The organism is Paenibacillus sp. FSL H8-0282 (assembly GCF_037963825.1).
GTDB classification, from domain to species: domain Bacteria; phylum Bacillota; class Bacilli; order Paenibacillales; family Paenibacillaceae; genus Paenibacillus_AQ; species Paenibacillus_AQ odorifer.
Genome location: NZ_CP150146.1, coordinates 5,765,289 through 5,780,703 on the forward strand (window position 1 = coordinate 5,765,289; position 15,415 = coordinate 5,780,703).

The following is a 15,415-nucleotide window of genomic DNA, read 5'->3' on the forward strand; positions in this document are numbered from 1 at the left end:
GTCGAAAGTGCTCTCTAAACTACAGAAAAAAGGCGCTAAACTATAGTTCAGCGCCTGAAGAGTAAGGTTAGTAGGTCCTAAATTCCTCATCACCAGGAGGGACGAGAGAGACCCGGATTACATATACAAAAGCACAAACGAGAACTCCGGCTATAACGCTCATCGCCATCACTCCATCCCATTTAATCGTGTAACAGAGGGTGCATTTATTTATTACATAATATCATAATTCCTGCGAAAAAGCACAGATAATTGTAACCGCTTTCTCCATTTTTTTGTGCTGTTTGTCCCTCTTTTTGCATACATCTAACCATAGACCAGGAGGCGTTAATTATGACTTTTAAAAAGATTGGCGGCCCGCTGCTGGGATTCATATTGGCAGGTTGTATGCTGCTTATGTTACTTCATCCTGAAGCATCTCTTGCCGCAGCCTTACGTGGCCTGGCCATCTGGTGGGACGTGCTCTTCCCTTCACTGTTTCCCTTCTTCGTCATTTCTGAAATCATGCTAGGCTTAGGCATTGTCCATCTCTTCGGCGCTTTACTTGATCCACTGATGCGTCCCCTCTTCGGTATACCAGGCAGCGGTGGTTTTGTCGCGGCCATGGGATATGTATCAGGATATCCCGTTGGAGCCAAATTAACCGCTAAGCTGCGGGAGCAGAAGCTGATCAGCAGAATCGAAGGTGAACGCCTTGTAGCATTTACAACCTCCTCCGATCCTATTTTTCTATTAGGGGCGGTATCCGTTGGGTTCTTTCGCGATGCTTCTTTGGGGCTAATATTGGCACTAGCCCACTACGGAAGTGGCTTAATGGTTGGTCTCCTAATGTCATTTCATGGACGCAAGGAACAAAAGACCCCCACCCAAGACCCAACAAAAAGTAGTTCTGACGTCCCCTCTGCTCCAGCAAAACAAGGATTCGGCAGAATACATGCCGCACTCCTTGCGATGTCCGAAGCCCGGCGCAAGGATGGACGTAGCTTCGGGGAGCTGTTAAAAGGAGCGATCCAATCCTCGCTACAGCTTATTATTGTCGTAGGGGGTCTGGTTGTATTCTTCAACGTGCTAATGGAGCTGCTTGCCCGTGCCGGAATCCTGCCCTCACTATTTAGCCTGGCCGGATCTCTCGTCTCCCTTGTTGGAGGGCCTCCCGAATTAGCTCAGGCCTTGATCAGCGGATTATTCGAGGTCACCATAGGTGCTCGTTCTGCTGGTGAAGCCGCTTCTTCCATCCCGCTTCAATTCAAGGTCGCAGCAGCTGCCTTTATTCTCTCTTGGGGCGGATTATCTGTACATGCCCAAGTCGCCAGTATTTTGAACGGTACCGGGCTGCGTTATCTGCCGTTCTTAACAGCGAGACTAATACATGCCGTACTCGCAGCAGGTCTCGTGGTGCTGCTATGGAAGCCTGTGATGGGATCAGGATTGTCTTCTGCCTGGGTCTCTCTGCCAGCCTCCACCGCCTTTACACCTTCAGCCTCTGGTGTCACTGCCAGCCTAGCTCTACTGAGTCTTATACTGGCCGCTGCTCTTCTAGTGTCACTGCTTATTCCTGTCTTTATGGCAATGCTCCGATTGATGCGCCGAAGTTGATTACATATTGTGTTCCGGGGCAAGATTGATTATGATCGGTGTATGACGGAATTATATAAAGGAGCTTGTACATCTTGAGATATTATGTTCTGGACCGCGGTGATGAGCTGTCAATCAAACTTGCCGAGCAATTTCACAAGCTGGCGGCGGAGCGGGATTTGCAACTGGATGCCGAGTCTCCGGAAATCGTCATCTCGATAGGTGGAGACGGCACAATGCTGCACGCTTTTCATACCTTTATCGATCAGATTCCCAACTTAGCCTTTGTAGGTGTGCACACAGGACACCTCGGCTTCTATGCGGACTGGCAAGCAGAAGAGCTGCCCACCTTAATCGATTATATGTGCGGAACCGGTGATACTGAGCCGCAGAAACCGCGCATTGTGAAATATCCATTAATAGAGCTGGAGATTCACAAAAAATCGGGATCTTCGTCTCACATTGCCCTCAACGAATTTACCCTTAAAGGGGTGGATGGAACTATAATGATCCAAATCGACATCAATGATGTCACCTTCGAAATGTTCCGGGGCGATGGACTTTGTATTTCAACTCCCTCTGGCAGCACCGCTTATAACAAAAGCCTTGGGGGCGCTATGGTTCACCCTTCAATAGAAGCGCTGCAGATTGCCGAAATCGCGTCTATTAACAACCGTGTATTCCGGACAATGGGCTCTCCGCTACTACTGCCGAAGCATCATCATTGTGACATTTTTTCATGTAAAGACCAGCGTTTGCTGCTCACCGTAGATCATAACAACATTCCTGTTGATGACCTGATTTCAGTACGCTGTCAAGTTTCAGACAAAAAAGTCAGCTTTGCAAGGTATCGTCCGTTTCCGTTCTGGAACCGTGTCCGTGAAGCTTTCTTAGTCTGAGATCAGGGGATCAAAAAGCTGGAGATTTCAATATCTCCGGCTATTTTTGGTGTGACAAAACTAACACCAATTGATAGACATAGAGAGAAATCAAATGGTATAATGAGGCTATTTTACAAAGAGTTACATAAAAGGAGAGAGTACTGTTGAAAAAATTATTATCCCTCTTGAGCATAAGTCTTCTGGCCCTGATACTGGCGGTCCCGGCTTTTGCTGCTTCAAAACCGATTGATGTTTATATCAACGGCAGTAAGGTTTCCTTTACCGCAGGAACCCCATACTTAGCGAACAATTCTGTACTTGTCCCTTTCCGGGTCATCTTCGAAAAGCTTGGACTGCAGGTGCTTTGGGATGCCAAGACTGGAACAGTAACAGGTAAAAGTTCAAATCTGGCGATCAGCCTGAAAATTGGCAGCAACCGCGCAACCGTTAACGGAACCGTGAAAAAACTGACCACCGCACCAGTCTCCTCAGCTGGCACTACATACATTCCTTTACGTTTTATCGCAGAGGCAACCGGAGGCACAGCCGTCTGGAATTCAACCAGCAGAAGCGTGCAAATTACCACCCCAGTATCCAAAGATAAGGACGAAGCAGCGATTACAGCATTAATCCGTTTGTCTAATAAATATTTCAATGAAGAAAAAGCAATTAGCTTCTATTCCCTTATGGATTCAGAATCCTCTAATGCGGACTCGGTGGCGGATCTTAATGCATCCTTTGAGATTTTTGACATAAAAAATACTATTGAGAGTTTGGAAATCATTGATATTTCAGGTAATGACGCTACTGTCTATACACTGGAAAGCTCTCGCCGGACAGGTGGGGCCTATACGCCAGATACAGAGGACGAATACATGTATACACTTATCCGCAAGAATGGAAGCTGGAAAATATCATCTGTGGAATCCCAAAGCTCCGTGATACTGCTGACTCGTGAACAAGCTCTAAAAACAGCAGCTAACATTCCTCAAAATGATGCGGATGCCATCAAAGGTAATATCACCAAATATTATCAAGCTATGAATGAACAAAATTCGGCCGCTGTTCTTTCCACCATGACTTCATACGGAGAAGAATATGATACTTCCCTTAAGGAAGATCTGGAAGATTTCTTTACTTCATACGACGTCATTTATACTCCAAGCGTTTCGAGTATCTACTATTTTAGCGCCAAAGAAGCAGCTATTTATGTAGAAAGCAAAGAGAAGGATGCCAGTGAAGAGGAAACTTTTGAGCAAGGCACGATCTTCATTTTATCCAAGTCGGATAACGGGGTATGGACTACTGATAACACCTACAGCGTTTACTATAAACTTGTGAAATCCTAACAACCATACGTCACAGAAAGTTAATTCGTGCAGTGTATACTTTCTTATCTTATAAATTATATAAAAAGGGCGTATGATTCCATGAAATCCAATAAAGTAATAAGTGCACTTCTAGGCAGCTGTCTGGCTCTATCCCTAACTTTTGCTCCAGTGGTGTCTGCTGCCGATGCCGCTCAGGCATCTACAGATAACCGTGATCTTATCAATGAAGTCATGAATATTCTGGAGAACTATAACCTCTCCGGTGTAGATAAGGATACCTTGATTCGTGGAGCCATTGATGGCATGGTGAACACCCTGGATGATCCCTATAGCCAATACTTCAATACCGAGGAAGCGGCACAATTTGAACATGATGTTGATCTGGAATACGTTGGTATTGGTGTTAGATTGCAATATACCGCAACAGAGCTCTACATCGAAGACATAACACCCGGTTCGCCTGCAGAACAAGCAGGTCTGAAACGCGGCGATACGATAGTCAAAATTAACGGAATCCCCGTTGAAGAGACTGAAGGTGACGAGTTAAGCGGAGCCGCAGGCACCAAGGTCACTCTGCAGGTGCTCCGGAATGGAGTGTCTAAATCATTTCGTGTAACCCGGAATGAAATCAGCTCAACTTCCGTTACCGGAACCATTGTTGGACAGAAGATAGCCTACATCACACTGAGCGGTTTCACACAGAATTCCGATGAAGAATTCGCCGCCATGCTGAAAAAGATGCGCGCAGCAGGTATGAAATCGATGGTGCTTGATTTGCGTGACAACTTAGGCGGCTATATGGATTCGGCATACAACATTACCTCCAATTTTATGGATAAAGGCATTATGATGTATACCTCTGATCAAACCGGAGCACTTACTCCAGTAACGATTACCAGCGGCAGCAAAATAGGCGTACCCGTCGTTATTCTAACGAATGAGTACACTGCCAGCGCTTCTGAGGCGCTTACTGGCGCATTACGTGACAATAAGCTCGCTACCGTCGTAGGCACTCGTTCTTTCGGCAAAGCACGTATTCAGAGCCTGCTTCCAATGTCTAATGGAGACATGCTGAAGCTGACTACGCAGAAATACCTAACTCCAAATAAAGAAGACTTTAATCACATCGGCCTTGCACCGGATATTGAGGTTAAAGGCAAAACTGCACAGCTGATTACCGCTCTTCAGATTGCAGGAATGAAAAGTATGGAGGTTTCCGGTGATCATCATATCTTGAACGTCAACGGGGTTGCCTTTGCTGGTAATGTGGGTCTAATAAAGCAAGGAGATAAGACTTATGCTTCTTCGCTCGTATTAGGTGCACTGATCGAAGGCGACATCACATGGGATGCCAAGAACAAAAAAGTCATCGTAACGAACGGGGCAGGTAAAGCGACCGGCTTTACATTGTCCTCCAAAGAGGCGCTTTCTCAGAACGGCGAGACCTTCATTGAATTAAATGCCTTTAAGAAGAAGTTCCCTGCGCTTGTATGGAGTTACAATGCAACACAGAAACAATTGAAATTATCTGTAAAATAGATCCTTAATCTCACTAATCATTAAGCTGCTGAATCAAGCACCAATGAGTAAAAACAGGAGTTGTCACATAGGCCATGAAATGGCCGTTGAGACAACTTCTGTTCTTTGTTTAGTTTGATAATATTTGCACCTACGAAACATCTGTAGCACCTATCGGACATGGATGACCCTAAACGCAATATTAATCCATATTTGTTATGCTATCGGACCCCATAGTCGCTATTGGTATGAAAAACACCATAATTACGCCTCTTTCTAACGAATAGCATCATTGGAGTCCGAAACCCCGCTCAAAAGGCTGAAAATTCGCAAATAACGGCATCTGGGTCCTTAAGCCTTAGGGGATGATGAAACTGCTGGGTCAAGCAGCCAACGACTAACAGCAAAGAGCAGCAGAGCAACACACAGCAGCACAGCAACACCGAGCGGCACAGCAACACCGAGCGGCACAGCAACACCGAGCGGCACAGCAACACCGAGCGGCACAGCAACAGCAGAGCAGCGATCTCCAAGTACCGGGAGAAACGCTGCTCTGCTATTTTTTATAAGAAAAAAAGCTGGCTCATTCGTAGAAGGACTCTACTTATGGTTCAGCTTTCATCATTAAGGTTGTGAATTTTCTATGTTTTGGTTGTTTTGGTTGTTTTGAGCGCTTTGAGGTTTTGGTGTGTTTTGGGGCTTCTGAGACTGACCTTGTGGCGGTCTGCCTTGGAAATCCTTTTTGGATTTCTTGCCCTGTGAATCCTTGCCCCGGTGATTTCGGCTCTGATGTTCTCTCACAGGTCTATCCTTCGCCATATTGTCCTTAGAAGAAGTCATCTCTTTAAATGCCAATGAGTGATTCGAGCCTTGCTTAGAGGATGTTTCTTTAACAGAGAACTCTTTATCTGCAGCCGCTTCATCACTAGCTTCCCCTTCTTGCTCCAAGGCCTCTTCATCACTCGGCTCTGGTATTTCTTTGATTAAAATATCCTTAAACATGCCTTCCTGTGGTACCTCTTTCAATTTATGCAGCACAAAATAAGCGCAGCCAAAATTGCAGTATTCATTAATATAATCAACCATACCCGAAATCGCTGTATCCCGATTCACCTTAGGATGGTTGTCCCGGTAAAAACCTTTCAAACGCAACTGACTGTAACCCCAGTCACCGATAATATAGTCGTATCTTTCCAGCACCTCGCTATATCTCCCGCGAAACGCCTCCGGATTCCAACCATCCTTATGATCCAACATAAGTTCATAGCCTTTTCCGCCTATTACGATCAAACCTTTTGTCGCCTGCCTTTCTTTGGGTATCGTGGCGTTGATTATGCCGCCATCTATGTGGAATATTGGGCTTTCGGTCGCTGTTCTAGAACCGCTCCTACAGCACCAATATTCCCCTCCGATGACGCAAATCAACGATTTTTATGGGTAACCTAAGAGCAGAGATATCAGAACGCTGTCGCTTCTTCCTCCTCTTACTAACATTCTCCGTGAATTAAACCACAGAAAAGCAATAATTAGCTAGAAGAAACCGCACGCTCCTCGCGAGCTTGAGCTGCAGACTTCACCTGCTCATGCGCATGATAAGAGCTGCGAACTAGCGGGCCTGATTCCACGTGGCTGAAGCCACGCTTCATTCCCTCTTCCTTCAACAATGCAAATTCCTCCGGTGGATAATATTTCTCCACATTTAAGTGTTTTGGAGTGGGTTGCAAATATTGTCCTAAAGTCAATATATCACAATTTACGGCTCGCAAATCATCCATTGCTTGTAAAATCTCATTCCACTCTTCACCGACACCAAGCATGATGCTCGATTTGGTTGGAATATTGGGTTTCATTTCCTTGGCTCTGCGCAGCAATTCCAAGGAACGAGGGTACTTCGCTTTAGCCCGTACACGATCTGACATCCGTTCCACGGTCTCAATATTATGATTAAGAATGTCTGGATTACTGTTCATGACAATCTCAAGACTATTCCGGTCTCCTAAAAAGTCTGGAATAAGCACTTCAACACTACATAACGGAAGGCGTTTACGAATCGCCGCTACCGTCTCAGCAAAAATCTGAGCGCCACCATCCGCAAGATCATCGCGGGCCACACTAGTCACCACACAGTGACGAAGATTCATTTTCTCTGCAGCTTCAGCTACACGTTCAGGCTCCTGCAGGTCCAGTTCTGTAGGCATCCCTGTATTCACTGCACAAAAACGGCATGCGCGTGTACAAATATCACCTAAAATCATGAAGGTAGCCGTACGGTTTGCCCAGCATTCATAAATATTCGGACACCTAGCTTCTTCACATACGGTATGTAAAGTTTTGGAACGCATCATGCTTTTGATTTCCTGATAGTTGTCACCGGTAGTTAGCTTAATCTTAATCCAATCCGGTTTAGGTTGCTTTGCTGTTTTATTAGACAAAATGATAAACCCCGCTTCCTCCTGAATGTGATGCTGCAGATGAAAGTTGCTGCCTCATATTATAACATGTGCGATTTACAATTGCCTGTTTTTGTGAAATATGCAGGGTGTATCATCTGGAGTTTCCAGCGAGATTTTTCTGGTACCTTTAGACAAGAACGGATAAAAAGTAGCATTTTGCACCAATCTATAAAAAAGCTTCATCCGAAGTAACTACATTCAATTTAATGCCCGGACAAAAGGAGGCTGTTATCTTGCTGGCCCTATTTAAGAATATTAAAAACCGGAGAACCCTGTTATGCCTGTCCGCGGCCGCTATCCTCTGGGGTGGTTTAAACCTTCCCGTTTCAGCAGCTGTAGCGCGGCCTACAATCCAACCGGTGATGAGCAGCGGGGATCCCGCTAGTGCTAGCAAAGAAGCGCAATGGTCTGGCCGTAGACAGCTTTATGAGCAAATGAGCGCAGCTACTGGTATCCCGTGGTTTAGGTTTGCAGCCATTGATCAATATGAACGCACGCTCGCCAAAAAGGGAGCCTCAGGGCAGCCTGTCTCCACGCGCCTTACAGCCATAAAGATCCCGGCACCGGTATGGGCAGGTCCACTCAATCCGGATCAGGGGGATACTTCCCCGAACTCCATTAGCTTCTTTGATGGTTTTGGCAGTGATGGCTCAGGAGACGGCATTGCTGATCCAGAGAATGATGCGGACGTTCTCTATAGCATGGCTAGACACTTATTGAAGTATGGACAATCCGCTAGTGATTTCAGTATCGGGGTCTGGGAGTATTATCACAATGGCCGCGCCTCGCAGCGCATTACCCAGTTCGCGAAGTTATATGAACATTTTGGACGGCTGGACCTATCCGGCAATGCCTTCCCGCTTCCCTTAAGTAACCTTTATTCTTATCGTAGCACTTGGGGCACTGGAAGAAGCTGGGGTGGAGCACGTATCCATGAAGGAACAGATTTATTTGCACCTCAAGGAGTGCCAGTCCGAAGCACCTGCTTTGGCTTAGTGGAGACAAAAGGCTGGAACCGGTACGGCGGCTGGAGAATCGGGATTCGCGATATTGAGAACCGTTACCATTATTACGCTCATCTATCTGGATATAACAAAACCATTTCTCGCGGAGATATAGTCACCCCCGGTGAAATTATTGGCTGGGTAGGCAGCTCGGGTTACGGCAATCCCGGAACACAAGGGAAATTTCCTCCGCATCTACATTTTGGAATTTACCGCGATCGCGGAATTACCGAATGGGCTTTTGATCCGTTTCCGTTGCTGAAACAATGGGAGAATCAGGAATATAGAGACTTAAAGAACAAAAGAAGCAAAAAAAGTGCCGTAAATTAGAATAAGGTCCCTTTCCTTAGAGAGGGGCCTTTTCTTTTTTAATACAACATCAAACAGCCGAATGGTTCAATGCTGACCATAAGCTTATTATTATTTTTAAAAATTACTCCAGACAATAAATCAGTTAATTCGTTCTTATCAGCTCGATATGGGCTAAGCTCTAGTTGGTAAGGGTTTGGAGAATTATTGATAATCAGCCCTATCTTTTCGTGCTCCACACCTCGTATGTAACCAAGCACATTACGAACTTCATCAGTAAACCAAGGACGGAAGGAGCCTTTGCGCAGAACCTCATGACTTTTTCTCAGAGAAATCAACTGTTGATACCACTTATGCAGCACTGCATTCTGAGCTTGTTCTTGCCATATCATAGCTTTTCTACAGTGGGGGTCCGTCGCCCCTTCCATCCCAACCTCATCCCCGTAATAGATCATTGGAATGCCGATATAGGTCATCTGGAAAAAAACAGCCAGCATCATACGTTCAACAGCGGTACCCAAGCGGTCCCAACCACGCCCACCTTCTTTACACGCTGTAAGAAACCGCAGGGTATCATGGCTGCCAAGCAACTGAAACATAGCCGAATTCGCCTGGTCATTATACAACGCCTCCTGATGGAGCAATTGCTCCATAAAGCGAACTGGCCCCGTCGATTGTTCCGCAAAAAATTCTAACACTGCATCACGAAGCACATAATTCATTCCTCCATCGAACTGATCCCCTCTAAGCCATGGCCCAGAAGCATGCATAATCTCACCGATCAGCAGGATTTCAGGATATTCAGATTTGAGTTCTTGCCGAAACCGGGACCAAAAACGCGGATTAACTTCATTGGCCACATCCAGACGCCAGCCGTCAATCCCTGTCTCGCGCACCCAATACTTCGCAACCTCAATCATGTAATTCGCCGTATCCGGATTGTCCATGTTCAGCTTTGGCATATGCGCTTCAGCTTTGGCAAACGTTTCATAATTGGGTACAGGGGTCTGCGTAACCGGAAAGGAATGAATGAAGAACCAATCTTTATACGGAGATTGCTCTCCTTTTGCCAACACATCCTTAAACGCGAAAAAGCGATCTCCCGAATGATTAAACACAGCATCTAAAATCACTTTGATTCCATGCCTGTGCGCCTGGCTGACCAGTGCCTTCAATCCTTCCGTATCCCCAAATACTGGATCAACCTTATAGTAATCGGAGGTATTATATTTATGTTCTGAAGGAGACTCAAATACAGGCGTCATATAAACAACGTTTACTCCTAACTGTTGCAGGTAGGGCATTTTGTCAGAGATGCCTTGTAAGGTCCCTTCGTTATAACTGCTGGGATAGATTTGATAGGTTACTGCATCCATGCTCCATGAAGGTAACTTCAACGCCTCAGAATGATGGAGATATGCATATTGAAAAGAACCCGCGCGTTCCCGGTTCTCCGACGCCCCTCTCTCTCCATACCAGACATATTCACCAGCAGGATTAGTTACATGGAATAGATATCTGCATTTTTTATTAGGGGTCTCAATGACCGCTTCATGTATCTCATAAACACCTGCCGACCCAATCCGCTCCATCTGCAAAGGAACTTCATGCCCCGGAGAATCATAACGGTCTGAGTAGATGACGGTACAGGATAATTGTTGTCCAGCTTGCGTGAACAGTCTGAGCTTCAAGATGCCCGTACCCATAGGATAGGCAAACGGATCTTCACTTGTATGATATAAAAACCATGTATGAGGCATAACTTCTAAACTCCTTTTTATACTTTTATCGTTAAATCTATGAGACTTATTGTGATTAGAGAGACTGCTAAATTTGTGTTATTATGGTTACAAATACCGTTCCGGATTATGAGGGGAAGACAATGAAAGTAACCATTTCTGATATTGCCAAAGCAGCCAATGTGGCTAAATCTACCGTATCCAAAGTATTAAACGATTCCCCAAAAATATCACAGGAAACGAAACACAAAGTTCGCGAAATTATGAAGCAAATGAACTATACACCAAGTAGTATCGCTACCGGATTAGCCAGACAAAGCAGCTGTAATATTGGTCTTCTGGTCGATATGTCCAAGGAAAGTGAATTTCTAAACCAGTTTTTCTACAACATCATCGGTGGAATAGAAAGTGTAATTGCACCTTTAAAATACGAGCTGACTATTTCCAATGTGCAGCATAGTAGTCCGGAAGGACATTTTCTAAATAGACTTGTATTCAGCAAACGTGTCGACGGAATCATAGCGAATAACTCCGTACTAACGGAAGAGCTTTGCGAAGAACTGAACCGCTTGGAGTTTCCCTACATCTCCATCGGCGAAATTATGACTCCCGGAAGCTGGGTTGATTTCGATAATGAAGCAGGCGGCAGCATGCTGACCTCACATTTAATAAAGCAGGGGTACTCCAAAATAGCCTTCATAGGCGGGCAGCAGCAGGAAAAGATTTATACTCATCGTCTGAGTGGATATTTGCAAGCATTGCAGCAAGCAGATCTTGCCGATCAGCAGCAATGGATTATCAATTGTAAGGCTGATGAACATGAGAGCTATCTTGCTGCACTTGAGCTTCTACAGAGCGAAGATCGACCAGACTCCGTAGTATGCATGAACAGCTATGTTGCCTTCGGGGTGCTTCAAGCTGCAAAATCACTGGATATTCATGTTCCCTCACAGCTCGGCATTGCCGCATTTGATGAATATCCTCTGTCCCGTTACACTACGCCTCCTCTAACCTCGCTAAATATCGACACCTTCCAGCTGGGGGTATCTTCAGGCGAGCTGCTGATGCAACGCATTCGTAATAACAACATACCCTCTAGGCATTTGCTTCTCGAGCCAGAACTCATTCCTCGTGAGTCAACTATGAGATCGCAGTTCCCGGCGGGAACTTAGTGAAGAGGCAGGAAGCTTGGTTGCGCTTGTATAGCTGACTGAACTTTATTGCGCTGCATGCTGTTTCGGCTTGATTGTCTGGAGTAACTGCTTTAGCTTGATCGAATTTGAGTAGCTAACATGGCTACATCGGATTTAATTGCATTTTGTGCAATAGAAATCCTTATAGGATGGGTAACATTCGATTTAATTGCACTTTGTGCAGTCAAAACTCGTGAAATCGGCAAAAAACAGCCTTTTTCCTGAATTCTACTGCACAAAATACAGTTAAATCTTTCTACCAGCTTCAAACAGAAAGTTTAATTGTACTTTCTGCAATTAAAAAGCTTCATACTGCTTACCAAGGAGCGGCCCCATACGGGAGCCGCTCCTTGGTGTGTTTAAGCTGTAGATATTATGAAGCTTATAGATCCTTCCAGCGCTGAACCGTCAGATTTACGGTTTGTGCACCGCCTGATGGCGTAAGGGTTCGATTGGAAAGATCCGATCCATTCGAATTCACCTCCACATTAGTCCAAGCACCTCGTGTAACTTTGTATTGAATTGCTGTTCCCGCCGGTAGACTTAGTGTGATGGAGTAAATACCATCACTACCCTTCGTCAGTTGGTAGTTCGGATCTGCCGCATTCCAGCTATTGAAGGAACCGGAGAGATAAACGGGACCACTCACAGGAGTAGACGCAGGAACAGTTGCTCGGAATGTAACACTATCCGCTTGTGGCTCTCCTGCGGTGATGTTACCATTCACCATACTCCAGGTGCCCGCAGCAAAATGATAGTTATTGCCTCCATTGTTATCCCATGTGCCACTGCCATTATTAAAGGCTGCGGTCAGCCCAGCTGCCGTGTCCAACTGAATCGTAACCGCCTTATATCCTGTAAAAGCAGAAGCTTGAAGCTGCTCGCCTGGAGACGTCGTCCAGACCGTTGAACCATCGAGCTTATAATGGATATAAGAGCTGCTATAAGCCGCATTCTTATAATAGATCGTTGCCGTACTGCCGACAGGTGTTGCCGTTGGTGTTGGCGTTACGGTGGGTGTCGGCGTTACCGTTGGCGTCGGTGTTGGCGTTACGGTTGGTGTCGGTGTCGGCGTTACCGTCGGAGTTGGCGTTACCGTCGGAGTTGGCGTTGGTGTTACCGTCGGTGTCGGTGTCGGCGTTACGGTTGGTGTTGGTGTCGGCGTTACCGTTGGTGTCGGCGTCACGGGTCCACCCGATTGAATATTGCCAGTTGGTGTATAGGTCCAGGTGCCGGCACTAAATAAATAGTTGCTGCCCCCGTTACTGTCCCAAGTGCCGCTGCCATTGTTAAAGCAAGCTTCAAGCTGGCTGGCTGAGCCAATATTAATCGTTATTTTGTTGTAGCCTGCTACATCAGAGACAGGTATCGCCACACCCGGTGATGTCGTCCAAGTTCCTCCTGCAGGACGATAATGAATATAAGGCGAGGTATAGCCCTGCTTATAGTAAATAGTGACACTGTTCCCCGCTGGTGTTGTCACTGAAGCAATCGCGCTAAGGAGGGATAGATTGCCTGCTGCATCCATTGCTTTTACCGTATAGTCATACGTAGTACTGGCAGATAATCCGTTATCCGTATATGAAGTAGTTGCGGATGTACCCACTTTTACGCCGTTGCGATAAATTTCATATCCGGTCACACCTACATTGTCGGTGGAAGCGGTCCAGCTTACTAAAGCACTGGATGCATTTTGAACGGTTGCGGTCACGTTAGTGGGTACAGTTGGAGCAACTGTATCTGTAGGAAGCTGTTGTTTGGCATAGATTTTGGCTGCATTTGCACCCACGGTTACAGTGATCTGCTTGCCAGTTGCTCCACCCGATTGTACGGTTACCGTATCCGAAGTGTTCAACTGGTTATAAAGAACCGTCCCGACTGCCAAGCTGCTCTCTGCACGCAGTGGAATGGTAACGGTCTGCGAGCCGCTGGATTTATTACTGAATACGGAGATAACTTCCTGCCCCAGATTAGTTCCAGTGTCAATACGACGTGAAAAAGCATATAAGTTCTGTGCAGACCACATTTCACGTTGAGTGCCTGTACGGAGTGCCGGATTATTTTTCCGAATCTCATTAAGTTTGGCTACGTGCTTGTAGGTGCTGGCATTCTCATTAAAATAATTCTCTATTACATTGCCGTTTGCATCCCGTTTCACCATTGACCAGCGGTTCCAGGTATCGGCGATGCCTCCCGTCATAATCTGCCCATTACCATTGCCTTTGTTCTGTTCCGTACCTTGGAAGACAACGGGTGTTCCACGCACTGTAAAAATAAAACTCAAAGCGTTCTGCAGCTTATCTACGCTTCCTCCAGCTTCTGTGAGAAAACGATTGCGGTCATGATTGTCGATAAAGGTAACCATGTGATTGGCATTTCCGTTATAGTAGGAATCCTGTGCCAAGGTGCTTTTAATATTGGAGTCAAAAGACTGCCCATATGCGAAGCTATTTAGAACGGAGAAGAACATTGGGAAATCAAGCATGCCCCACTCCTTGTTGTTGCCGACCCAGCGCGAGACAAATTCAGCATTGCCGTCAAAATTCTCGCCAAAGGTATTAACCCCCAGATAATTTTGCAATTCACCAATATCAGTCGGCTTCATCAGCTTGGCTGCGTCTACACGCGCACCATCTGCCCCTGTATAGTCAAACCAGCCTTTAATCGAATCAAATATGGCCTTTTTAGCAGCAGGGACATCGAAGTCAATGTCATCCAGTCCGCCTAGATCATGATTTTCTAAGTAATCCTGTGCCCATTGATCGTATCTTCCGTCTGCCAAAGACCAGTTGATATCTCCGTTATGGTGATACCAAGCCGGGTTATTGAAAGGAGCTGCTGGCTGCAGACTAGGGATATCATAGTAGGCTTGGGTACCCAGCATATAATCCCCGATATGGTTTGGCACAACGTCTATAACCACCTTGATGCCAACCGCATGTGCGGAATCCACTAACTCCTTCAGCTTCTCCTTTGTACCGAAGTAGGGATTGGCTGCGTTAGGGTCCTTAACGTTGTACCCGTGATACGCCGTGTTTTTACCACTGCCGTTGTTCTCCCGATTCGTCATTTGCGGCTCCGCCACTGGGGAAATCCAGATCGCGGTGTAGCCCATATTTTTAATATAAGACAGCTTGTCGATCACTCCTTGCCAATCTCCGCCTTTCATATAACGGAAATCTTCTTCAGAGTTCTCGCCATAGCGAATTGCCGCTCCCGTAGCATTGTTGGAAGAGTCCCCGTCATTAAACCGGTCAACCATAATCTGATAAATGGTATCATTCTCGTTAATCGTACCGATGCTGGCTGCATCTGCCTGTTGTGGCGCTAAGACGAATAAATTAATCACAGTAGAAAGAAGAATAGATGTAATCAGAACGGGCACGTACCATAACTTACGTTTCATCGCGCG

General features: G+C 45.9%; 11 protein-coding genes. 6 read left to right on the plus strand and 5 right to left on the minus strand.

Annotation, left to right across the window (positions count from 1 at the left end):
* Nucleotides 1-333 precede the first annotated feature (333 nt).
* From ylbJ to NST94_RS25015, 4 genes are all read left to right on the plus strand, one after another.
* Entirely contained in the window at nucleotides 334-1,596 is a 1,263-nt protein-coding gene (ylbJ, locus tag NST94_RS25000) for a sporulation integral membrane protein YlbJ (protein ID WP_036685315.1), read from the plus strand.
* Nucleotides 1,597-1,670: 74 nt separating this feature from the next.
* Entirely contained in the window at nucleotides 1,671-2,474 is an 804-nt protein-coding gene (locus tag NST94_RS25005; RefSeq protein WP_076184770.1) for an NAD kinase, read from the plus strand.
* A 146-nt stretch (nucleotides 2,475-2,620) separates the two neighbouring features.
* A complete protein-coding gene (locus NST94_RS25010; protein ID WP_076193388.1) occupies nucleotides 2,621-3,805 on the plus strand; it encodes a copper amine oxidase N-terminal domain-containing protein in 1,185 nt (394 codons plus the stop codon).
* Between the two features lie 81 nt (nucleotides 3,806-3,886).
* Nucleotides 3,887-5,326 (plus strand): S41 family peptidase, encoded by a 1,440-nt coding sequence (locus tag NST94_RS25015; RefSeq protein WP_339281402.1) that lies wholly within the window; start codon nucleotides 3,887-3,889, stop codon nucleotides 5,324-5,326.
* Between the two features lie 330 nt (nucleotides 5,327-5,656).
* Here NST94_RS25015 and NST94_RS25020 read toward each other — a convergent pair whose 3' ends face one another.
* The 3 genes from NST94_RS25020 to lipA form a co-directional block, all read right to left on the minus strand.
* Nucleotides 5,657-5,812: a hypothetical protein gene (locus NST94_RS25020; protein WP_339281403.1), complete on the minus strand. Its 156-nt coding sequence runs from the start codon at nucleotides 5,810-5,812 to the stop codon at nucleotides 5,657-5,659.
* Nucleotides 5,813-5,929: 117 nt separating this feature from the next.
* Nucleotides 5,930-6,595 carry a YutD family protein gene (locus NST94_RS25025; RefSeq protein ID WP_081387240.1) on the minus strand — a complete coding sequence of 222 codons (666 nt, stop codon included), beginning with the start codon at nucleotides 6,593-6,595 and terminating at the stop codon, nucleotides 5,930-5,932.
* A gap of 236 nt (nucleotides 6,596-6,831) precedes the next feature.
* Entirely contained in the window at nucleotides 6,832-7,737 is a 906-nt protein-coding gene (gene lipA, locus NST94_RS25030) for a lipoyl synthase (protein ID WP_036685320.1), read from the minus strand.
* A gap of 254 nt (nucleotides 7,738-7,991) precedes the next feature.
* On the opposite strand from lipA, the gene NST94_RS25035 reads away from it, so the two are divergent.
* Nucleotides 7,992-9,092 (plus strand): M23 family metallopeptidase, encoded by a 1,101-nt coding sequence (locus NST94_RS25035; protein WP_076128006.1) that lies wholly within the window; start codon nucleotides 7,992-7,994, stop codon nucleotides 9,090-9,092.
* A 38-nt stretch (nucleotides 9,093-9,130) separates the two neighbouring features.
* On the opposite strand, the gene NST94_RS25040 is transcribed toward NST94_RS25035, so the two are convergent.
* Nucleotides 9,131-10,831 (minus strand): alpha amylase N-terminal ig-like domain-containing protein, encoded by a 1,701-nt coding sequence (locus NST94_RS25040; protein WP_339281404.1) that lies wholly within the window; start codon nucleotides 10,829-10,831, stop codon nucleotides 9,131-9,133.
* 122 nt (nucleotides 10,832-10,953) lie between these two features.
* Here NST94_RS25040 and NST94_RS25045 point away from each other — a divergent pair, with 122 nt between their 5' ends.
* Nucleotides 10,954-11,982: a LacI family DNA-binding transcriptional regulator gene (locus NST94_RS25045; protein ID WP_076099381.1), complete on the plus strand. Its 1,029-nt coding sequence runs from the start codon at nucleotides 10,954-10,956 to the stop codon at nucleotides 11,980-11,982.
* A gap of 403 nt (nucleotides 11,983-12,385) precedes the next feature.
* On the opposite strand, the gene NST94_RS25050 is transcribed toward NST94_RS25045, so the two are convergent.
* Nucleotides 12,386-15,409 (minus strand): carbohydrate binding domain-containing protein, encoded by a 3,024-nt coding sequence (locus tag NST94_RS25050; protein WP_076128011.1) that lies wholly within the window; start codon nucleotides 15,407-15,409, stop codon nucleotides 12,386-12,388.
* Between the last annotated feature and the right edge of the window lie 6 nt (nucleotides 15,410-15,415).